We start from the raw sequence: 22007 nt of genomic DNA, 5'->3' as shown, positions 1-22007 counted from the left end.
TCTTTCGGTGAATTCAAAGAAGCCTCTGCAATGACCCGCCTGAATCAGACCGTTGCAGGGACTCCCTCGTGTGGGACACCAGTCTAGCCTGCAGCTTCGACTGAGTCACAAAGTCATCTTTTGATGCGGCCTTCAATATGCGAAAAGTGCGGAGCCGATATCGGCCCCGCACTTCCTGTGACTGCCTGACTGAGCTGGCTTATTTCAGCTCATCTCCGGTCATCGGCGTCATCGCCTTGGCGTTCTTGGCCTGCTGAACGCGGGCATCGCGCGGCAGTGCAATCAGGCCAACGTCTGCCAGGTAGCCGTTCGGGCCCCAGGTGCTTTCGCTGGTGAACTCGCCCACATACTCGGGGATCCCCGGGATCACGCCCACGTGCGCCTTCTTCACGTAGAACCACAGTGAACGGGCCAGCGGGTAGGCGTCGCTGGAGATGGCGTCCTGGGTCGGCTGCTCACCGTTGATGGTGGCGGCCTGCAGGGTACCGGAGTTCTCTTCCAGGAAGCTGTAGCCGAAAATGCCGTAGGCGCTGGTGTCGCTGGCCAGCTTCTGAACGATCAGGTTGTCGTTCTCGCCGGCTTCGATGAAGGCGCCGTCTTCACGGATGCCCTGGCAGACTTCGTCTTTCTTGTCGCCAGCCAGTTCTTCGATGTTGGCCACTTCTTCACAGCCACCTTCCATGGCCAGCTCGACGAACGCGTCGCGGGTACCGGACGTCGGCGGCGGACCCATCACACGGATCGGCTTGTTAGGCAGGCTGGAATCCACGTCGCTCCAGTTCTTGTACGGGTTGGCGACCAGCTTGTCACCACCGTCGGGATCCGGAACCTGCTTGGCGAGGGCCAGGTACAGTTCTTTCAGGTTCACATCCAGGTTTTCGGCCTTGTTGGAGCTGGCGATGACGATGCCGTCACTGCCGATTTTCACTTCGACGATGTCCTTCACGCCATTGCTCTGGCAGCGTTCGAACTCGCTCGGCTTCATGCGACGGGATGCGTTGGTGATGTCAGGGTGCTCGGTGCCGACGCCGGCACAGAACAGCTTCAGACCGCCGCCGGAACCGGTGGATTCCAGCTTCGGAGTGGGGAATTTGGTGTTACGGCCGAAACGCTCAGCCACAACCGTCGCGAACGGGTAAACCGTGGACGAACCGACGATGTTGATGGTGTCACGAGCCAGGGTCGGCGTGGATACGGCAGCCAGGGCGCCGGCTACCGCAACACTGGCGACAGCTGTCTTAATAGTTTTCACGTTGAGCCTCCATACATGCGATTTTTCGCGGGCTCTGCTGGTCGTTGTGAATGTGTGCGTCAACCAGGCCCGCTTTACAAACCGGCAGTCGTGAGCCGATGAGTGAGAAGACTAAGGACTCTTTGTGACACTTATATTACAGCAAGCACCACCGTCTAGATTTTTTTGGTGCGCGCTGTCAACACGGCGCTTTGATGCAGAACACGGCGATTGATATAAGCCATCAGCGAGCCCCACGTGTCATGAAACGGAAACCGTCACCCTTTACGGCCCGCCCATCCGACCCTCTTAGCCATTGGTCGGTCGGGACGATCATTTTTGTTGCAGATGCGTCCGATGCCACTAACATGAGAGCTGGGGAGCCGGTTATCGCGGCGCCCACTCAAACAACAAATCACTATAAAAACCATGACTCAAAACAGCCTTCTCCTTCGCCTCACTGGCTACCTGGACGGATTCACGGAACGCACTGGACGCACCCTGGCCTGGCTCAACATCGGTATGGTGGTCCTGACCTTTGCCGTCGTTGTGCTGCGCTACCTGTTCAACCACTCGTCGATCTTCATGCAGGAAAGCGTCATGTACCTGCACTCGATCGTGTTCCTGTTGGCCAGCGCCTATACCCTGAAATACAACGAACACGTGCGGGTGGATATTCTCTACACGCGTCTGTCCGGTAAAGGCAAAGCCCTGGTGGATCTGCTCGGCACGCTCTTCCTGCTGATGCCGGTGATGATCTTCATCTTCTTTGTCAGCCTGGGCTATGTGGAGAGTTCCTGGGCGATCAAGGAGCGCTCCCCGGAGACCAGCGGCATTCCCCTGGTTTATCTGCTCAAGACCCTGATCCCGCTCATGTGCGTGTTTATGGTGATCCAGGGCATCGCTGAAGTGATGCGCAATATTGCCGTTCTGGCCGGCGCGATTCCCAAGGAAACCGGTCCGGCCGCGGAGGATACCCTGTGAGTCCCGTTGTCGAGTTCCTCCCGCTGATCATGTTCGGAGTGGTCTGCATCGTTTTGATGGCAGGCTTCCCCGTGGCGTTCTCGCTGGCCGGTACCGCCCTGGCCTTTGCCTTTGGCGGCATGCTGTTCGGCGTGTTCGATACCAGCTTCCTGGGCGCCACGCCCAACCGCCTGTACGGGCTGATGACCAACGAAACCCTGATTGCGGTGCCGTTGTTCATCTTTATGGGCTGCATGCTGCAGCAGTCGAAAATCGCCGAAAATCTGCTGGAAAGCATGGCCGACCTGTTCAAGGGCGTGCGCGGCGGCCTCGGCGTATCGGTGGCCATCGTCGGTATGCTGCTGGCGGCCAGTACCGGCATTGTCGGCGCCACCGTGGTCACCATGGGCCTGATTTCCCTGCCCACGATGATCAAGCGGGGTTACAGCCCGTCCCTGGCCACCGGCACCATTTGCGCCACCGGCACCCTGGGCCAGATCATTCCACCCTCGATTGCGCTGGTCCTGCTGGGAGACGTCATGTCCAGCGCCTACCAGCGGGCCCAGCGGATGCAGGGCATTTTCAGCCCGGACACCGTCTCGGTGGGCGACCTGTTCGTCGGCGCCCTGATCCCCGGGTTGCTGCTGGTGGTGCTGTACATCCTTTACATCGTCGCCGTCGCCTTCATCAAACCGTCCGCCGCCCCGTCCGACAACCGGACCGAGGAAGAAAAGAGCGAGCGGGATCTCAACCTGTGGCGCGACCTGACGCCGCCCATGATCCTGATCGTGGCGGTACTGGGCTCGATCCTCGCAGGCATTGCCACGCCCACCGAAGCCGCCGGTGTGGGTGCCCTGGGAGCGACCATACTGGCCGGCGTCCGCCGGCAACTGGGCATGACCGTTCTGCGCGACGTCTGTCAGCAGACCACCCGGGTCACCTGCATGGTGTTCCTGATCCTGGTGGGTGCCGCCATCTTCTCCCTGGTGTTTCGCGGCTATGGGGGCGATGAACTGATCCACGGCATCTTCAACGACATGCCCGGCGGTGTGGTCGGCGCGATGATCGTGGTCATGGTCGTGATCTTCCTGCTGGGCTTTATCCTGGACTTCATCGAGATCACGTTCGTGGTGGTGCCGATCGTGGCGCCGGTGCTGCTGAAGATGGGGCTGGACCCGGTCTGGTTGGGCATCATGATTGCCCTGAACCTGCAAACGTCGTTCCTGACGCCCCCCTTCGGCTTCTCGCTGTTCTACCTGCGTGGCGTGGCGCCGCCGGAAATTAAAACCTCCCAGATCTATCGTGGCGTGATCCCTTTCATTATCATTCAGCTGATCATGCTCATTTTGCTGGCCATCTGGCCGGTACTGGCCACTGGTCTGCCCGATGCGCTGTACGGATAAGCCATCGGGCCACGGCTCCGCACGCACATTTCATAATCAATAAGAGTTTGACTGGCGAAACACATCCATGAATCTGACGGACGACGACAAACCCAATCCCCGGGGCCAGCTTGCCCTGCAGGTCGTGCCCCTGCCCTCGGACACCAATGCCAACGGCGACGTCTTTGCCGGCTGGCTGGTAAAACAGATGGACATGGCCGCCGCCACAACGGCCGGCCGCCTTTCCCGCGGGCGTAATGCCACGGTGGCGATCGAACGCATGGAGTTCCTGTCTCCCCTGCGGGTGGGCTCGCAGGTGGCCTGCTACACCGACCTGGTGGACATCGGCCGCAGCTCCATGAAGATCAACGTGGAAGTCTGGACCCTGGACCGGGACAAGGACCGCATGCGCAAGGTCACTGAATCCCTGTTCGTATTCGTGGCCATCGACGAACACGGCCGCATCCGGGAAGTGCCGCAGCAGAACTGAGGGCTCTCCCCGGGGCCCGAACGCCGGCTAAACCGGATCGACCGGGCCCCATGCCGGGCGCCGGCTGGCCGTGGTTTGCCGATGCCGTATTGGGAGCGCTTAACCCCCGCCATGCACGAGAAGGAAGACTTCGGGACCGGAGCCAATCACTACGTCAGCTCCCTGTTCCATGCCACAAGACAGCAGGGGGTGGACCCCATACCCCTGCTGGCCGAGGAGGATCTCCCGCTGTCCGTGATCGACCAGCCGGAGCAGCGGATTCCCACGGAAAAGCTGGCCAACTTCCAGAAGTACGTCTGGGACCGGATGCAGGACGAGGCCATGGGACTGGCGGGCTGTTCGCTGCCGGCCGGCACCTATTACATGATGGGCCAGCTCACAGTGCACCAGCCAACGCTGGGCCAGGCACTGGCCCTGGGCTGCCGATTCTACAACCTCGTCACCCGGCGGGAACTGATCTCCCTGACGGACGACGGGCGCCATACGCTGCTGTCGATCAACCTGCCCCGCCCAGAGCTCGACTATAAGCACCTGTTCGCCGAAATCGCGTTGCTCTCCTGGCACCGCTATGCCTCCTGGCTGATTGCCGACAGCCTGCCCCTGGTCGAAACCCGCTTTAATTACCCGGCCCCGGCCCATGTCGGCGAATACAGCTACCTGTATCCCGGCGTTCATCAATTCGACTGTGACGACCTGAGCCTGGTGTTCTCCAACAGCTACCTCAACCGGCCGGTCAAACAGAATGAAGGCTCCCTCAAATCCTTCATGAACAACTGCCCGCGGGAACTGTTCCGGCGTTACAAGACGGACTACAGCGTCACCACGGAACTCAAGCGGATCCTGACCAAGGAGCTGGCCGACGGGGGGCTGACGATCGATCAGGCCGCCGCGGCACTGCATATGACCACCCGCACGCTGACGCGCCGTCTTTCCGAAGAGGGTGCGTCCTTTCAGCAGATCAAGAATGTGGTGCGCCGGGACCTCGCGATCCGGTGGCTGGTCGGCCCGGACGACATGGCCATCCACGATGTCGCAGAACGAGTCGGTTTTTCCGACCCCGCCGTTTTCACCCGGGCGTTTCGCAGCTGGACCGGCGATTCGCCACGCCGCTACCGGGACAAGTTCCGGCAGGGACGCTGAGACGCCCGCTTCCTCTCCGGCCCGGATGCCGGTAATACCTGTCCATTATTCTTTGCACCTTTAAACAGATGGCGGGAAATGCAAATTTTTTCGTCTACTTCTGCCATTCTGTCCCACCTCCCGGCGCACTATCTTGAAGACATCGGCCGGCTCGCCACGACCCCGCGGGCCCCCGTCCAACAACGACAAGAAGCACATGACTATGGACAAGCTCCCTTTGCGGACGCTCGAGCAGACGCGCAGCGAATCGGGTCGCGTCACTTTCAGTTCCCTGACGCCGGCCAGCGCCCTCTTCCTGCCGCGGCGCCCCCGTCAGGATGCGGTGGCGCGCCGGATCACCGGGCAGCGGGCCGGCACCGTCGCCCAAGCCGTCCTTTAACCGGAAACCTTGTCAAGCGAGGCACCTATGAACTTTCAACGCATCAACCCGATCACCGGTGACGTCGCCAGTGAAGCACCCGCCATGAAAGCCGCCGACATGGCTCCCTTGGCCGAGCAGGCCCAGGCCGGCTTCGAGGCCTGGTCGAAACAGGGCCCCAACACCCGCCGCGCGGTGCTGTCCCGGGCCGCCAGTGCCCTGGAAGCCCGCCAGGACGCCTTCGTCAAGGCAATGATGGAAGAAACCGGAGCCACCGAAGGTTGGGCCCTGTTCAACCTGACCCTGGCCGCGTCCATGCTGCGCGAGGCGGCCTCGCTGACCACGCGGATCAACGGTGAGGTCATCCCGTCCGACAAGCCCGGCTGCCTGGCCATGACCCATCGGGACCCGGTCGGCGTCATCCTCGGCATCGCGCCCTGGAACGCCCCGATCATTCTGGGCGTTCGCGCCATCGCCACCGCCCTGGCCTGCGGTAACGGCGTCATCCTGAAGGCGTCCGAAATCTGCCCCCGCACCCACAGCCTGATCGCGGAGGCCCTGAATGATGCCGATTTCCCGCCCGGCACGGTCAGCCTGGTGACCAACGCCCCGGAAGACGCCGGTGAGGTGGTGGGCGCCCTGATCGACCACCCGCTGATCAAACGCATCAACTTCACCGGTTCCACCGAGGTCGGGCGCATTATCGCCAAGCGGGCGGCGGAACATCTCAAACCCTGCCTGCTGGAACTGGGTGGCAAGGCGCCGTTCGTCGTGCTGGAAGACGCCGACCTGGATGAAGCCGTCAACGCCGCGGCTTTCGGCGCCTTCATGAATCAGGGGCAGATCTGTATGTCCACCGAACGGCTGGTGGTGGTCGACGCCGTCGCCGATGCCTTCGCCGCCAAATTCACGGAGAAGGTGCGAGGCCTGAAGACCGGCGATCCCCGTGAAGGCAAGGCCCCGCTCGGCGCCGTCATCGGCCAAAGCACCATGGAGCGGGTCAACGCCCTGATCCGGGATGCCGTGGGCAAGGGCGCCACCGTACTGACCGGCGGCACCGAAGACTCCCTGTTGATGCCTGCCACCGTGCTGGACGGCGTCACCGCCGCCATGGACATCTACCGGGATGAAAGCTTCGGCCCCGTGGTTGCCATGATCCGGGCCCGGGATGAAGACCATGCCATCGAGATCGCCAACGACAGCCAGTACGGCCTGAGCGCCTCCCTGTTCACCCGGGATCTGTCCCGCGGGCTGAAACTGGCGAAGCGGATCCGTTCCGGCATCTGCCACGTCAACGGCCCGACCGTCCATGACGAGGCCCAGATGCCTTTCGGCGGCCTGGGTGACTCCGGCTACGGCCGCTTCGGCGGCCAGGCGGGCATTGACCAGTTTACCGAACTGCGCTGGATCACCGTTGACACCGAATCCGGCCATTTCCCTTTTTAACCCTGACGTACATTGAGGACCTGAAATGACCATTGAAAGAAGCGAAGCCGAAACGGTTGCCTACACGGTTGAAAACCGAATCGCCTGGGTCCGGTTCAACCGGCCGGAAAAACGCAACTGCATGAGCCCCAAGCTGAACCGCCAGATGATGCGGGTACTCGACGAACTGGAGTTCCGGGACGATGTGGGAGTACTGGTGCTGACCGGCGAAGGCTCCGCCTGGTCCGCCGGCATGGATCTGAAGGAATATTTCCGTGAAACCGAAGCCCAGGGGCTGGGTGCAACGCGCCAGGCCCAGCGCGAATCCTACGGCTGGTGGCGCCGCCTGCGCTGGTACCAGAAACCGACGGTCGCCATGGTCAACGGCTGGTGTTTCGGCGGCGGCTACGGCCCGCTCTTCTCCTGCGATCTCGCCTTCGCCAGTGACGACGCGATCTTCGGTCTGAGCGAAATCAACTGGGGCATCCTGCCCGGCGGCGGGGCCAGCAAGGTCGTGGCCGATCTGATGCCCCTGCGGCAGGCCCTGTACCACGCCATGATGGGCGAAAACATCGACGGCAAGACCGCCGCCGAATGGGGCCTGGTCAACGAATCACTGCCGGCCGACCAGCTGAAGGAGCGTGTGGTTGCCGTCTGTCAGGTTCTGCTGGAGAAGAACCCGGTGGCCCTCAAGGCCACCAAGGATGCGATTCGCCGGGTCAAGGAAATGACTTACGACAACGCCGAGGACTATCTGGTCCGCGCCCAGGAAGCGGCCAACAGCTTTGACAACGACGGCCGCAAGGAAGGCATCCGTCAGTTCATCGACGAAAAAAGCTACAAACCGGGCCTGGGCGCCTACGATAAATCCAAGCAAGCGCAGTAAGGGAGCCATCACCATGGACTTTCTCGGGTTTCAGGCCAGCATCCGGCCAGACGTTCTGGCGGTGGAAGACCTGACGTTCGATCGACGCTGGACCTACGCAGCCTTTGATCGATTCGTCAGCCAGGTGGCGAGCGAGTTGCATCATCGCGGCGTGGCGGTCGGCGACCGGGTGGCCACACTGTCGAAGAACCGGGCCGAGCTGATTGCGCTGCACCTGGCGTGCGCCCGCTGCGGTGCCCTCTTTGTGCCACTCAACTGGCGCCTGTCCCGGCCCGAGATTGATGCCCTGCTGGCGGATTGTGAACCGGCCCTGTTGTTCGGCGATCGTCTCGCCGACGACATGGGGCTGGCTCACGAGCCCATCGACAACCTGCTGGAGTCGGCGGAAAACCAACCGCCCATGGCTCTCCGTCCACTGGATCGATCGCTGCCGTCCCTGATTCTCTACACCTCGGGAACCACCGGGACGCCCAAAGGCGTCCTGCATACCGAGGCGAGCATCATGGAAACGGCCATCAACGCGTCGTTGGTGTGCCAGGTGGACTCGGCGTCCGTGTTTCTCTGCGACACGCCGATGTTCCACGTCATCGGCCTGATCACCTGCGTTCGGCCGGCACTGTATAACGGCGGCCGTTTGGCCGTTTCCGACGGCTTCGAGCCGGAACGCACGCTGGCCCGCCTGGGTGATCCCACATTGGGCATCACCCACTATTTCTGTGTGCCTCAGATGGCCAATGCCCTGCGCCAGTTGCCGGACTTCGACCCGACCCGTCTGAGCAAGCTGAAAGGCCTGCTGACCGGCGGCTCCCCCCATCCGGCCCCCCAGATCCGGGCCTGGCTGAACGACGGCATCCCGATCGTTGACGGCTATGGCATGAGCGAAGCCGGCACCGTATTCGGCATGCCCTTCAACCTTGACCTGATCGACCGCAAAGCCGGCTACGTCGGCGTGCCCTGCCACCGCATCGAGGCCCGTCTGGCCAATGCCAATGACGAACCTCTGGAGAACAGCGGCCCAGGCGAGGTTCAGCTCCGGGGCGACAATCTGGCGGTGGGTTTCTGGCGACGGGAACGGGCTTTCCGGGACTGCTTCACCGCCGATGGGTGGTTCCGCACCGGCGACATTGCCATTCGCGATCCCGACGGCTTCTATCGCATCGTCGATCGCAAGAAAGACATGTTCATCAGCGGGGGCGAGAACGTGTTCCCGGCGGAAGTCGAAGCGGCAGTGCTTGCTCAACCGGACGTGCTGGAATGCGCGCTTGTCGGCGTCCCGGACGAGCGTTGGGGAGAAGTGGGCTGCCTGTTCGTGGTGCCCCGGAATCCGGACGCACCGCCGACGACGGCGGCCATTCTCGCGGGCCTCGATGGTCAGTTGGCCCGGTACAAACTGCCCAAACAGGTGGTGATTCTGGACGAACTGCCCAAAAGCGCGACCGGTAAGGTTCTCAAGCGAGCACTCAGGCAATAGCCCTTCTGTCCTCATTGGCCCAAACGGGCGGATCGGACACATTAAACCCCGGCATGTCGCCATGCCGGGGCTTTTTGGTCAGACCGATTCGGAAGCCGAATCAACCTTCGTTCTTGTCACCCTCACGAATGTTCAGGTAAGTCCGCTCGGAAATATCGGTATACGGCACGACCTTATCGCGGAAGGCTTTGTAGGACTCGTAGGCCTTGCGGGCCATGTCGTCCTTCTCGGCCAACTCCTTGACGGTTTCCGCCGACATCTCGCGCAGGCGATTGAGCACATCGTCCGGGAAGCGGCGCAGCTTCACGCCCTTCTCTTCCACCAGCTCCTTGAGGGCCTGGTTATTCTGCGCGGTGTACTCCGCCAGCATGTCCGCGTTCATCTCACGGGCCGCCACATCGATGATGACCTGGAGGTTTTTCGGCAGCTTGTTATAGGCGTCGGCGTTGACGATCAGCTCCAGTGCGGTACCCGGCTCGTGCCAGCCCGGATAGTAGTAGTACTCGGCAATCTGGTGCAGGCCGAAGGCCAGGTCGTTGTAGGGACCGACCCACTCGGTCGCGTCGATGGTGCCGGTCTGCAGCGCGGTGAAGATCTCGCCGCCCGGCAGGTTGACCGGGGTACCGCCGGCTTTTTCCAGCACGTCGCCGCCGATGCCCGGAATCCGCATTTTCAGGCCCTTGAGGTCGTCGACGCTGTTGATTTCCTTGTTGAACCAGCCACCCATCTGGACGCCGGTGTTGCCGCCCGGCCAGGGGATCACGCCAAACGGTTTGTAGGCTTCGCGGTAGAGTTCCAGACCGCCGCCATGGAACATCCAGCCGTTGTACTCCTGGGCGGTCAGACCGAAGGGAACGGTCGAGAAGAACTGGGCGGCGGGAATCTTGCCTTTCCAGTAGTAGCCGGCCCCGTGGCCCATCTCAGCGGTGCCCTGGGAAACGGCGCTGAACACTTCCAGGGCCGGCACCAGGTCGCCGGCGCCATAGACGGTGATGTCGATCTGGCCGTCGGTCATCTCGCGAACGCGGTCGGCAAAGTGTTCAGGCGCGGTGCCCAGACCCGGGAAGTTCTTCGGCCAGGTGGTGACCATCTTCCACTTGTAGGTCTGCTTCTCCGCAGCGGGGGCCGCCGCCTGGTCAGTCGACGCCGAAGAACCGCTCTCTTCCTGGGAACAACCCGCCAGACCGAACCCCAATGCGCCAGCCACAACGGCCGCTAAAAGGTTGCGACGTTTCATGTTTTCTCCTTTCTTGCTTTTATCATTGTTTTTTAAGGCGCCGGAGTCACGGGGACACTCAAACGTCACGCGCTCCTGCGCTCTTTCCTGCACCGGAAAACCCGGCTAAAACGCGACATCCTCCAAGGGTGTACCATAAATCGGCCGCTGACTCTTATTCAAAAGTATGAGAGTCGCAATCATTTGACAGAACAAGTGCTCACTGCCTCAGAGTCGCTCCAAAGGAGCATAGGCCAGGACGAGCCATTTTGCGCCATCGTCGAAGTTCACCTGGACCCGGGTGTGGTGGCCACTGCCCTCGCAGTTCATCACCACGCCTTCGCCGAATTTCGGATGACGCACCCGCTGGCCCAGTTGCAGGCCGGCATCCGCCATGGGGGAGCTGTCGAACAGGCCCTCATTGGGGCGCTGGGTCAGCGCCGGGCGGGTGACGGTGTTGCGCAGGCGCACTTCCTGGATGCAGTCACCGGGCACCTCCCGCACAAAGCGGGACAGGGCGTGGAATTTTTCCTGGCCGTAGAGCCGGCGGGATTCGGCGTAGGTCATCACCAGCCGTTTCATGGCCCGGGTAATGCCCACGTAGGCCAGGCGCCGCTCTTCCTCCATGCGCCCCGGCTCTTCCAGAGACATGCTGTGGGGGAACAGGCCTTCCTCGACACCGGCCAGGAACACCAGCGGGAATTCCAGCCCCTTGGCCGAGTGCAGGGTCATCAGCTGGACGCTGTCCTGGTGCTCGTCCGCCTGGGACTCACCGGCGTCAAGCGCCGCCTGGGCGATGAACTCCGAGAGCGGGTCGATGCCGTCCTCCACCTCGAAATCCGCCATGGCGCTGACCAGTTCCTCCAGGTTTTCCACCCGGGCCTGGGCCTTTTCGCCTTTCTCATTGGCGTGATGGTCCCGCAGGCCGCTGCCCTCGATGGCGCGCTGGGTCAGCTGTTTGAGGTCCAGGTCGTCCTGGTCCGCCGCCAGGGACTCGATCAATCCAATAAACTGCTGCAAACCGGTCTTGGCCCGGCCTTTCATGGCGCCGGCTTCCAGCAGCCGTTCGGCCGCCTGCCACAGGGAAATGCTCTGGCCCGTGGCCAGTTCCCGCAGTTCGCCCAGGCTCTTGGCGCCGATGCCCCGCGGCGGCGTGTTCACCACCCGTTCAAACGCCGCATCGTCGTGGCGGTAATGCACCAGACGCAGGTAGCCCAGGGCGTTGCGGATCTCCTGGCGATCATAGAAACGCAGGCCGCCGTAGACGCGATACGGAATGCCCTGGCGCAGCAGGGCTTCTTCCAGCACCCGGGACTGGGCGTTGGAGCGGTACAGGATCGCCGCTTCGCTGCGCAGGTTGCCGTCATCCACCCAGGCGCTGATGGTGTCGGCGATGTAGTTGGCTTCGTCCTGCTCGTTGAAGGCGGCGTAGAGGTTGATGAGTTCACCGTCGGGGCCGTCGGTCCAGAGCTCCTTGCCCAGACGGCCCTGGTTGTTCGCGATGACCGCGTTGGCCGCCTTGAGGATGGTCTGGGTGGAACGGTAGTTCTGCTCCAGCCGGACCAGTCGGGCGTCCGGGAAGTCCTGCTGGAACTTCTGGATGTTCTCGATCTTGGCGCCCCGCCAGCCGTAGATGGACTGGTCGTCATCGCCGACGATGGTCATTGGTACCCGCTGGCCGGCCAGCACCTGCAGCCAGGCGTACTGGATGGTGTTGGTATCCTGGAACTCGTCCACCAGGATGTGCTGGAAACGGCGCTGGTAGTGGCCCAGCAGCTCCGGCTTTTTGAGCCAGAGTTCGTGGGAGCGCAGCAGCAGCTCGCCGAAATCCACCAACCCGCTGAGCTGGCACTGCTTCTCGTACTGGCGGTAGATCTTGAGCATCACCGAGACGAAGTGGTCGCCCGGGTTGTCCTGGATGTAGTCGGCCCGCAGCCCCTCGTCCTTCTGGCCGTTGATAAACCATTGCACCTGTTTCGGCGGCCAGCGTGTTTCGTCGATCTGCAGATCGCGCATGACCCGCTTGATCAGGCGCAGCTGGTCGTCGCTGTCCAGCACCTGGAAATTCTCCGGCAACCCGGCGTCCTGCCAGTGGGCCCGCAGCAGCCGATGGGCAATGCTGTGGAAGGTGCCGAACCAGAGGCCGTAGCCGGACAGGTTCATCATTTCCGAGATCCGGTTACGCATCTCCCGCGCGGCCTTGTTGGTGAAGGTCACCGCCAGCAGGCCGGTGGCCGGCACCTGGTCCACCTGCATCAGCCAGGCCATCCGGTGCACCAGCACGCGGGTCTTGCCGGACCCGGCGCCGGCCAGCACCAGCAGGTGGGCGTTCTGGGCGGTCACGGCCTCGCGTTGGGCATCGTTGAGGGGATCTATGATCGGGGAGACGTCCATCGGGAACCATACAGTCGGGAAATGAAGAGCGACGATTATAACAAGCTGACGCTGTGGATCACGCCATGTCGGTCTGGCGGGCGGAATCGTTCAAATCGGGCAGGAACAGCGCCCGCTCCCGGCCGGGAACGGGCGCAATGAGAGGCAATCAGGCGCCGCGGGGTACGGTCTGGGGTTCAACGAATTCGAACAGCCCTTCGATGCCGCCCTCACGGCCGATGCCGGAGGCCTTCATGCCACCGAACGGCGCTTCCGGCGTTGGACCGGTGCCGGTGTTCCAGCCCACATGGCCAAAGCGCAGGCCACCGATCACCCGGCTGGCGCGGGCGTCGTCGTTGGTGAAGACGTAGGCCGCCAGGCCAAACTCGGTGTCGTTACCCGCCTCGATCACTTCGTCCTCGTCCCGGAACAGCGCCATGGGCACGAACGGCCCGAAGGTCTCCTCGCGGGAGCATTCCATATCCCGGGTGATGCCGGTGACCACCGTGGGGGGATAGAACAGGTCCTTGCCGGACAGCGTGTCCGGATTGGGACCGGCCACCAGTTTGCCGCCCTGTGCCAGCGCATCGGACACGTGGCGGCGCACCTTGTCGAACCCGGCCTTGTTGATCAGCGGGCCGATGTCCACGCCATCTTTCATGCCGTCACCGACCGTCATGCGGTTAACCCGCTCCGCCAGTTTCTCACCGAAACTGTCGGCGACCGTCTCATGCACGAAGATGCGGTTGGCGCAGACGCAGGTCTGGCCGCCGCCGCGGAACTTGTTGGCGATGAGGTTATCCGCCGCCGCGTCCAGGTCGGCGTCATCGAACACGATGAACGGCGCGTTACCGCCCAGTTCCAGGGCCAGCTTCTTGACCCAGCCGGTGCTGTCGGCCATCAGGGTACGGCCCACTTCGGTGGACCCGGTGAAACTGATCATCGGCACGTCCGGCGACTCGCAGAACAGCTTGCCGATCATGCTGGACTTGCCCATCACCAGATTGACCATACCCTTGGGAATGTCCACATGCTGGTCGATCAGGCTGAACATGGCGATCATGGTCAGCGGCGTTTCGCTGGCCGGTTTGATGATCGACGGGCAGCCACCGGCCAGGGACGCGGACAGCTTCTTGGCGATCATGCCGATGGGGAAGTTCCACGGGGTGATCAGCGCGGCCACGCCCACCGGCCGGTAATGAACCGTCCAGGTGCAGTTCTTGGGCTTTTCATCGATGGTGTGGGAATCGAGCGTGTCGATGTTCTTGGCGCAGTAGTCGAAGAAGCCGGCGGCGTATTCCACCTCGCCCTGGGCTTCCTTCAGCGGTTTGCCATGCTCCAGGCACAGGATCCGCCCCACTTCCTCTTTATTGCCCAGCAGGGCATCGCGAATCCCCACCAGCCATTTACGGCGGGTTTCCAGATCGTAGGGTTCGGTCAGGCGCAGCGCCTGTTTCGCCTCACTGATGGACCGTTTCACGTCGTCTTCGGACATCGACGCGACCTGGGCAATGACCTCGCCCGTTGCCGGGTTGTAGACATCAATCGAGTTGCCCGTCGAAGTATTGACCCACTGCCCTCCGATATAACCATCAAAATGCGTCAATAACGGTGACTGAATCATGTCGGCTCCTTGTGATGAGAGGGTCCTGCCAACGATGGCGCTATAAACGTGTGCAACACCCTCATTGAGGCTCATGCAAGGCTGCCAGGTATCGGCAGCTTGCCTGAAAGTACACCCATCATTGGGGGAAGGTGACGCGAGACACTTGCTCACAAGCTGCGACAACCTAGCCCATGTGTCGTTCCATAGTGGCTGATGCATCTGCATTGGACAAGTCATCCCCGGTTGGTCATTGCCGGGAGCAAGTGCGCGGATGGCACCCGTAGCACACGCGGGTTGAGCCCGGCTCGAATCGACGCTTATACTCGGATGGCGTGTACAGATTTCGTCCGGTCGCAACCGAACCAGGGAGCCGAGCTATGAAAGCGTTCTTTCATCCTGCACAGGATCTGCACAATCCCAAGACGTACTTCACCCGCGGCCAGATGCGCCAGCCCCAGGAGGTTCCCGCCCGCACCGGCCAGATGATCGAAGGCCTGCATTCGCTGGAATTCGACGTGCTCGAACCCTGCGACCAGGGGGCCGGGCCCATCTCGAAGGTGCACGATCTCAACTACCTGCGCTTCCTGGAATCCTGCCACCGCGAATGGATGGCGATTCCGGACGACTGGGGTGACGAGGTCATGTCCAATGTGTTCGTACGCTCCCCCAACGCCCTGCGCGGTGTGCTGGCCAAGGCCGCCCGCTACCTGGCCGACGGCAGCTGTCCGGTGGGCGAGCACACCTGGAAGGCGGCCTATTGGTCCGCCCAGACCGCCCTCGGTGCCGCCGACGCCATCCTCGCCGGCGACCGCAGCGCCTACGCCGTCTGCCGCCCGCCGGGCCATCACGCCCGTAAAGACGCGGCCGGCGGCTTCTGTTACCTGAACAACGCCGCCATCGCTGCGGAAGCGCTGAAGAAGCGCTACGACAAGATCGCCATCCTCGATACCGACATGCACCACGGCCAGGGGATCCAGGAGATCTTCTACGACCGGGATGACGTGCTCTACGTGTCGATCCACGGCGACCCCACCAACTTCTACCCGGTGGTGTCCGGGTTCGAAGACGAGAAAGGGGAAGGCAAAGGCTATGGCTACAACATCAACATGCCCATGCCCCACGGTTCCTCGGAGGACTTCTTCTTCGAGAAACTGGAAGAAGCCATGACGGCGATCCGGCTGTTCCAGCCCGACGCCCTGATTCTCACGCTGGGTTTCGACATCTACATGAACGACCCGCAGGCCAAGGTCTCGGTCACGTCCGAAGGCTTTGCCCGCATCGGCAAGCGCATCGCCGCCGCCAACGTGCCCACGCTGGTGGTGCAGGAAGGCGGCTACGACATCGATTCGCTGGCCGAGAACATTCGCCAGTTCTTCGGGGGGCTGGAAGGACGCTCCCAATAAGGCGGAAGGCGTCCACTCTGGAAACCGAAAACCGACCAGCAAAGGCACGCGACTTGCTGGTCGGTTCACAAGAAAAACAACGTTGTGCAACGGCAGGCTTTCACGCCGTTGTCACACGGAAGCCGTAGGCTTTGTTGCATCCGGCGACGCACGGCAACAGTGCATGCCGGACGCAATCGGGTCAGGAAGTCGCTGAAGCCATTCGAATGGAGGGTGTCGGGCGATGCCCGCACATTCCTTTCGGTTTGGCCGTTGATCGGCACCGTACCGGCGCCGGTGATCGGGCAGCGCTTCCTCATTTTCCAGAGGAGGATGTGACGCGTGCGAACGACAGCCAATACCACCACCCACGAGCCGAACCAGCCGGTTGAATCGGTTCAGGCTGAAATCCTTTCCATTTTCGATCATCTCCAGCGTGATGAAATGCGCGACCGGGAGCAGGCCGCGGCCAAGCGCCGTCTGGCGGCACGCCGGGCCATCGAGCAGCATTACGAGCGCAAGGCGCTGGAAGCCTCGATTCGCGACGGCTGGCTGGACGATTGAAACGGGAAACCGGGCGCCTGATGGGCGCCCGTTAAAGACTCAGGCGGGGACGTACACCATCACGTTGTCGACACCGGATGCTTTCAGGTGCCCGGCGTGCATGCGGCTCATGGTGCCCTTGTCGCAGTAGAGCAGATAACGGCAGTCGGCGGTCAGTTCGTCGACGCGCTGGTTCAGCTCGTAGAACGGAATGTGCAGCACCTCGTTGTTGGTCAGGTGCAGAGGCGCCCTTTCCTCCTCATTCGGGTGGCGCACGTCGATGATCACGTCATCCACCCCCGGCGTCTGCACCAGCTCGACCTCTTCCGGCGTGCTGATGGAATCCAGGATACGCTGGATCGGCGTTTCCACCCGCGACTCGATCGCCCGCTCCAGGACCGACGGATCCATTTTCGCCTCTTCCGCCTCGACCCGATGCAGCTTGGCCCGGGTGACCGGTCGGCTGGAGATCACACCGCAGTATTCCGGCATGTTGCGGGAGAAACTCTCCGTGCCGATCTGTTCGGCGGTGCGGATGATGTCCACCTTGTCCATGGTGATCAGCGGTCGCAGCACCACTTCCTCGCTGGCGCGATCCACCACGTTCAGGTTGGCCAGGGTCTGGCTCGACACCTGGGCCACCGCGTCGCCGGTCACAATCGCCTTGGCCATACCGGTCTGGGTGATCGCGGCGGCCGCCTTGAGCATCATGCGCTTGAGCACCACGCCCATATGGCGGTGATCCACCGAGCGCATGATCTCGCCCACCACGTCTTCGAACGGCACCGAAATAAACTTCACCGAGTGGGAGGAACCGTAGCGGGACCACAGGTAATGCGCCACCTGCTTCACCCCCACTTCGTGCGCCGCCCCACCCAGATTGAAAAACAGGAAGTGCGTGCGCAGCCCCCGGCGCATGGTCAGGTACGTGGAGACGGAGGAATCGTAGCCCCCGGAAATCAGCGATACAGCGGTTTCGACACTACCCAGCGGGTAACCGCCCAGCCCTTCGAAGCGCCGCTCAACGATGTGGTAACGGTCGTGGATGACTTCGATCCGCACCTGCTCGTCGGGATCCTTGAGCCTGACACCGCTGGCTCCGGATTGCGCCAGCAGGACGCTGCCCACCAGGCGTTCCAGATCGGCGGAGGAAAAGTCATGCTCACCGGTGCGCCGACCGCGCACGGCAAAGGTCTTGCCCGCCAGCGCCCCGCCCCAGACGGCCAGGGCGCGCTCGGCCACGTCGTCCAGCGTGGTCAGCGGGTAATCCCGGACTTCCAGGAAATTGCTGATGCCGGGAATACAGGCGAGCCGGTCCACCAGAGGCTGGCTGTCGAGCTCGTCCGGAACGATGACATCCACCCGGTCCCAACTGCCTTCGACGCGAATACGGTCGTCAACACGACGCAGGATTTTGCTGACATTCTGGCGCAACTGACGGATCTGCTGGCGACGGACGGGCTTGCTCTTGATGGCTACTTCGGCGCTGGGTCGTATCAGGAAATTCATAATCTGGATGCTGGCTGACTGATCAAAAAACGCACATTCTACCGACGTGCCGCGACATTTAAAAATACGCAAGGTCCGAACGGCGGGGGCGCAAGTGTGTCACAGTGTTCACTGGCGTGCATCTCGCTTCTCCCGAACCGCTCCAAAACCGTTACACTCATAGGAAACCATCAACAAAGAGCATTTCCATGACGCAGGAAACCATCAATGCCCTGGTCTCTCCCGAGGGCAGCCTGGAGATTCTCTCCAGTCATGAAGTCAACCGGCTCAAGGATAAGAGCGAAGGCGGCCTGTACCGCCTCTTCCGCCAGTGCGCCCTGGCCGTCATGAACATCGGCGTGGACATCGACGACTGCAAGGACCTGATGGAACGCTACGCGGATTTTGACATTCGCCTGGTGCCCCAGCCGCGGGGCCTCAAGCTGGAACTGATCAACGCGCCCATCGACGCCTTCGTCGACGGCGAGATGCTGCGTGGTATCCGCGAGCACCTGTTCTCGGTCCTGCGCGACATCATCTACGCCCATTCGGTGCTGGGCAGCTACCCGGGTCTGTCCAACGACGACCCGGACACCATCACCAACCGGGTGTTCCACATCCTGCGCAACGCCCGGGTCATGCAGGCCGGGCGCCATCCGGACATCGTGGTCTGCTGGGGCGGGCACTCGATCAGCCGTGAAGAGTATGTCTACAGCAAGGAAGTCGGTCACGAGCTGGGCCTGCGCGGCCTGAGCATCTGTACCGGTTGCGGCCCCGGCGCCATGAAGGGACCGATGAAGGGCGCCACCATCGGCCACGCCAAGCAGCGGGTCAAGAACGGCCGCTACATCGGCATCACCGAACCGGGCATTATCGGCGCCGAGCCGCCCAACCCGATCGTCAACGAACTGGTGATCCTGCCGGACATCGAGAAGCGTCTGGAAGCGTTCGTGCGGGCCGGGCACGGCATCATCATCTTCCCCGGCGGCGTGGGCACGGCGGAGGAAATCCTCTACCTGCTGGGCGTGCTGCTGCATCCGGAAAACCGGGATCTACCCTTCCCGGTGGTGTTCACCGGACGGCCGGAGAACGCGGAATATTTCGAGATGATCGACCGCTTCATCCGCAACGCCCTGGGCGAGGAAGCCGCGGCGCGCTACCAGATCATCATCGACGATCCGGTGCGGGTGGCCCAGACCATGAAACAGGGGATGGAGGAAGTTCAGGCGTTCCGCCGGTCCGCCCAGGACGCCTACTATTTCAACTGGATGCTGAAGATCGATCCGATATTCCAGGCGCCGTTCGAACCCACCCACGAAAGCATGCGCGAGCTGGAGCTACACCGGAACCAGCCGGCCCATCTGATCGCCGCCAACCTGCGCAAGGCCTTCAGCGGCATTGTCGCCGGCAACGTGAAGGAACAGGGCGTCCGTCAGGTGCAGGAGCGCGGCCCCTTCGAGATCTCCGGGGACCAGGAACTGCTCGAGCCCCTGGAAGAGCTGCTCACCGCCTTCGTCCAGCAGAACCGGATGAAGCTGCCGGGGGCCGCCTACAAGCCGAGTTACCGCATCGTGAACTAGGTGATCGCGGGAGGGAGCCCGGTGATTCCGGCCACTCCCTCCACAAGGTGCCGTATTATTTGCCGCCGGCCGGCAGGCTGGAGAAGTAGGCGGCGAGGTTGGCAATGTCCTCATCGCTCAGGGCCGCGGCCTGCCCCTGCATGATCGCCGCCTGACCGCCCTGGCGATTGCCGCCCTTGTAGGCTTTCAGCGCCATGACCAGGTACTGCTCATTCTGGCCGGCCAGGTTCGGATAGGTCGGAATCTGAGCATGGCCGTTCTGGCCGTGGCAGGCAGCGCAAACGGCAGCCTTGGCCTTGCCGGCTTCAGGGTTGCCTTCCGCCTGGGCGGCCAGGGGCATGGCAACGGCCAGCGCCAGTGCGATGGGAGTCAGTACCTTCATGATATGTCCTCGTTCCTGTTCTCTCTCAATTTTGGAAAAGCCCTTATACGACTCATGCTTATACCATAGGGAAAACCAACGGAAAATTCGCCCGTTGGCCCTGATTCTTTAGAACCGGATGCCCATCCAACTTTGGTCGCAGCGATCGTCGACGGATGCAGGTGACATCGCGAGGGCGATCCGGTCATCATGACTGGAACCTCTGATTCATGTTTTTGCCGCCCCGGGCGGCCCACCATATTCGGGAGCCGAGAAACACCCATGTCCATCCACACTGAAACCCGGGCCTGTACCGAAGGCCAGATCGGGCTGATCACTCTGGATTCCCCGCACAACCTCAACGCCCTGTCCCTGGAGATGATCAACGTGCTGCAGGACACGCTGGACCGATGGGCGGCCGATCCGGCGATCTGTCTGGTCCTGTTTTGGGGCGCCGGTGAGCGGGCTTTCTGCGCCGGCGCCGATATCCGCCAGTTGCATGGCATGATCGGTGGTGAGGACGGCATCCGCCAGGCCACCCGGTATTTCGAGGCCGAGTATCGCCTGGACCACACCCTGTACGTCTATCCCAAACCCCTCGTCTGCTGGGCCCACGGCTACACCATGGGCGGCGGTCTGGGTTTACTGTCAGGCTGCCGTTACCGCTTGCTGGCACCGTCGGCACAACTGGCGATGCCGGAGGTCAGCATCGGACTGTTCCCGGATGTGGGCGCCGGCTATTTCCTCAACCGGCTGCCGGAGGGCATCGGGCTGTTCCTGGGGCTGACCGGCGCGCGACTGAACCAGGCCGACAGCCTGCGCATCGGACTGGCCGACCTGGCAGTGGCCGACGAATCACCGGACGCCCTGTTGCAGCATCTGCTGGAGACCCGCTGGACCGGCGACGTCGCCGCCGACGACAATCGCCTGTACCGGCTGCTGGCGCAGTTCACCCGGGATCAGACCATCGACCTGCCGGACAGCGAGCTGGCCAACCACGAGCAGCGCATTGCCCGCCTGTGCCGCGGCGAATCGCTGCCGGACATCATCCACCAGCTGACCGGCGAAACCGTCGAGGACGATCCCTGGTGGCAGACCGCCATCAACAACCTCACCGAAGGCTGCCCGACCACCGCCTGGCTCATCTGGGAACAGCTGCGGCGGGCCCGCCAGTTCAGTCTCAAGGACATTTTCCGCATGGAGCTGATCATGGCGGTGCGCTGTTGCGAAGGGGATGAACTGCAGGAAGGGATCCGGGCCCGGCTGATCGACCGGGACAACCAGCCTCACTGGCAGTACCCGACCGTGGATGCAGTGCCGTACGCCGATGTCGAGCGTTACTTCACTGCGCCCTGGGCGCCGGCCGACGACCCACTGGCGGACCTGGACTGAACCGGCCTATTGGCGCGCGCCGGCCTGCACCAGCAGCATCTCGATGTCGCCCAGGTTGCGCTGACGGGCGATGGACAGGGCGGAGCTCCCGTCCTCGCCACGATAACTGACATCCGCCCCGGCGGCGATCAGCACTTCAGTCATCAACAGGTCGCCGTTGCGCACCACGTGCATCAACACGGATTCGCCGTCGTGGGCAATATTGACGTTGCCCCCGGCATCCAGCAGCGTGCGCATCACCGACAGGTTGCCGGCCTCCGCAGCCGCCGCCACCGCTGTGGTGCCGTCGGAACCGCTGGCATTGACGCCGGCGCCGGCGGACAGCATCAGCTTCACCAGGCGCTGGCTGCCCTCTGCCGAGGCCGCAATCAGCGGCGTCTGCCCGCGGGCGTCCGCCAGATTGGGATCCGCCCCCTGCTGCAACAGGTACCAGGCGATGCGGTCGTGACCCGCAGTCGCCGCCGCTGTCAGCGGCGTACCGTCCGCGGTGACCTGGTTCAGGGACGCGCCGGCGGCCACCTGGTCCTGCACCGCCGGCAGGTCGCCCTGCATCACCGCGCTCACCAGGGGCGAAGACTGATTCGCCCGATGCACCGTTTCCAGATTGACGGGTTGCGGCTGACCGGAGCAGGCGGACAGGACAATCAGGGCAAGGGCGAGGCAGGCAAGCACGCGTTTGGGCATGGCGGTATTCCGGTCGTTTTCAGGTTGGCCCATTCT

19 protein-coding genes are annotated in these 22007 nt (G+C 62.7%); 12 read left to right on the top strand and 7 right to left on the bottom strand.

All coding sequences use genetic code 11. From position 1 onward, the window contains the following. Positions 1 to 199: 199 nt before the first annotated feature. Positions 200 to 1252: a substrate-binding domain-containing protein gene (locus tag EB809_RS10010; protein WP_190294867.1), complete on the bottom strand. Its 1053-nt coding sequence runs from the start codon at positions 1250 to 1252 to the stop codon at positions 200 to 202. A gap of 408 nt (positions 1253 to 1660) precedes the next feature. On the opposite strand from EB809_RS10010, the gene EB809_RS10005 reads away from it, so the two are divergent. The 8 genes from EB809_RS10005 (at position 1661) to EB809_RS09975 (ending at position 9346) form a co-directional block, all read left to right on the top strand. Next, a complete protein-coding gene (locus EB809_RS10005; protein WP_123634673.1) occupies positions 1661 to 2215 on the top strand; it encodes a TRAP transporter small permease subunit in 555 nt (184 codons plus the stop codon). 29 nt (positions 2216 to 2244) lie between these two features. Further along, the gene (locus tag EB809_RS10000) at positions 2245 to 3597 is read left to right on the top strand and encodes a TRAP transporter large permease subunit (RefSeq protein WP_123634710.1); all 1353 of its coding nucleotides are present in this window, start codon (positions 2245 to 2247) and stop codon (positions 3595 to 3597) included. Between the two features lie 67 nt (positions 3598 to 3664). Beyond that, positions 3665 to 4066 carry an acyl-CoA thioesterase gene (locus EB809_RS09995; RefSeq protein WP_123634672.1) on the top strand — a complete coding sequence of 134 codons (402 nt, stop codon included), beginning with the start codon at positions 3665 to 3667 and terminating at the stop codon, positions 4064 to 4066. 111 nt (positions 4067 to 4177) lie between these two features. Continuing rightward, positions 4178 to 5206 (top strand): AraC family transcriptional regulator, encoded by a 1029-nt coding sequence (locus EB809_RS09990; RefSeq protein ID WP_190294866.1) that lies wholly within the window; start codon positions 4178 to 4180, stop codon positions 5204 to 5206. Between the two features lie 202 nt (positions 5207 to 5408). Beyond that, complete coding sequence (locus tag EB809_RS20940) at positions 5409 to 5585, top strand: hypothetical protein (protein ID WP_190294865.1); 177 nt, start codon at positions 5409 to 5411, stop codon at positions 5583 to 5585. A gap of 27 nt (positions 5586 to 5612) precedes the next feature. After that, positions 5613 to 7010 (top strand): aldehyde dehydrogenase, encoded by a 1398-nt coding sequence (locus EB809_RS09985; RefSeq protein WP_123634670.1) that lies wholly within the window; start codon positions 5613 to 5615, stop codon positions 7008 to 7010. A 25-nt stretch (positions 7011 to 7035) separates the two neighbouring features. Further along, positions 7036 to 7875, top strand: a complete 840-nt coding sequence (locus EB809_RS09980; RefSeq protein ID WP_123634669.1) for a p-hydroxycinnamoyl CoA hydratase/lyase — start codon at positions 7036 to 7038, stop codon at positions 7873 to 7875. Between the two features lie 13 nt (positions 7876 to 7888). After that, complete coding sequence (locus tag EB809_RS09975) at positions 7889 to 9346, top strand: AMP-binding protein (protein ID WP_123634668.1); 1458 nt, start codon at positions 7889 to 7891, stop codon at positions 9344 to 9346. Positions 9347 to 9446: 100 nt separating this feature from the next. On the opposite strand, the gene EB809_RS09970 is transcribed toward EB809_RS09975, so the two are convergent. The 3 genes from EB809_RS09970 to EB809_RS09960 all read right to left on the bottom strand — a co-directional run bounded on the left by EB809_RS09970 (position 9447) and on the right by EB809_RS09960 (position 14559). Beyond that, on the bottom strand, positions 9447 to 10583 hold the full coding sequence (locus EB809_RS09970) for a TRAP transporter substrate-binding protein (RefSeq protein WP_123634667.1): 1137 nt from the start codon (positions 10581 to 10583) through the stop codon (positions 9447 to 9449). Between the two features lie 207 nt (positions 10584 to 10790). After that, entirely contained in the window at positions 10791 to 12956 is a 2166-nt protein-coding gene (gene uvrD / locus EB809_RS09965) for a DNA helicase II (protein ID WP_123634666.1), read from the bottom strand. Between the two features lie 148 nt (positions 12957 to 13104). After that, positions 13105 to 14559, bottom strand: coding sequence for an NAD-dependent succinate-semialdehyde dehydrogenase (locus EB809_RS09960; protein ID WP_123634665.1), 1455 nt, complete (start codon positions 14557 to 14559; stop codon positions 13105 to 13107). Positions 14560 to 14918: 359 nt separating this feature from the next. On the opposite strand from EB809_RS09960, the gene EB809_RS09955 reads away from it, so the two are divergent. Both EB809_RS09955 and EB809_RS09950 read left to right on the top strand, forming a co-directional pair. Next, positions 14919 to 15944 (top strand): histone deacetylase family protein, encoded by a 1026-nt coding sequence (locus EB809_RS09955; protein WP_123634664.1) that lies wholly within the window; start codon positions 14919 to 14921, stop codon positions 15942 to 15944. A 321-nt stretch (positions 15945 to 16265) separates the two neighbouring features. Next, on the top strand, positions 16266 to 16487 hold the full coding sequence (locus tag EB809_RS09950; protein ID WP_123634663.1) for a PA3496 family putative envelope integrity protein: 222 nt from the start codon (positions 16266 to 16268) through the stop codon (positions 16485 to 16487). Between the two features lie 39 nt (positions 16488 to 16526). Here the strand turns inward: EB809_RS09950 and thiI are convergent, their stop codons facing one another. Beyond that, entirely contained in the window at positions 16527 to 17975 is a 1449-nt protein-coding gene (gene thiI, locus EB809_RS09945; RefSeq protein ID WP_123634662.1) for a tRNA uracil 4-sulfurtransferase ThiI, read from the bottom strand. Positions 17976 to 18163: 188 nt separating this feature from the next. On the opposite strand from thiI, the gene ppnN reads away from it, so the two are divergent. Next, positions 18164 to 19534 (top strand): nucleotide 5'-monophosphate nucleosidase PpnN, encoded by a 1371-nt coding sequence (gene ppnN, locus EB809_RS09940; RefSeq protein ID WP_123634661.1) that lies wholly within the window; start codon positions 18164 to 18166, stop codon positions 19532 to 19534. 55 nt (positions 19535 to 19589) lie between these two features. Here ppnN and EB809_RS09935 read toward each other — a convergent pair whose 3' ends face one another. After that, positions 19590 to 19874 carry a c-type cytochrome gene (locus tag EB809_RS09935; RefSeq protein WP_407944062.1) on the bottom strand — a complete coding sequence of 95 codons (285 nt, stop codon included), beginning with the start codon at positions 19872 to 19874 and terminating at the stop codon, positions 19590 to 19592. A 303-nt stretch (positions 19875 to 20177) separates the two neighbouring features. Here EB809_RS09935 and EB809_RS09930 point away from each other — a divergent pair, with 303 nt between their 5' ends. Next, positions 20178 to 21287 (top strand): enoyl-CoA hydratase/isomerase family protein, encoded by a 1110-nt coding sequence (locus tag EB809_RS09930; RefSeq protein WP_123634659.1) that lies wholly within the window; start codon positions 20178 to 20180, stop codon positions 21285 to 21287. Between the two features lie 6 nt (positions 21288 to 21293). Here the strand turns inward: EB809_RS09930 and EB809_RS09925 are convergent, their stop codons facing one another. Next, positions 21294 to 21971: an ankyrin repeat domain-containing protein gene (locus tag EB809_RS09925; RefSeq protein WP_123634658.1), complete on the bottom strand. Its 678-nt coding sequence runs from the start codon at positions 21969 to 21971 to the stop codon at positions 21294 to 21296. Positions 21972 to 22007: the final 36 nt, after the last annotated feature.

The organism is Marinobacter sp. R17 (assembly GCF_003789045.1).
GTDB classification, from domain to species: domain Bacteria; phylum Pseudomonadota; class Gammaproteobacteria; order Pseudomonadales; family Oleiphilaceae; genus Marinobacter_A; species Marinobacter_A mangrovi.
The sequence above is the reverse complement of the archived record's forward strand: the minus strand, read 5'-3'. Positions and strand labels throughout refer to the sequence as shown.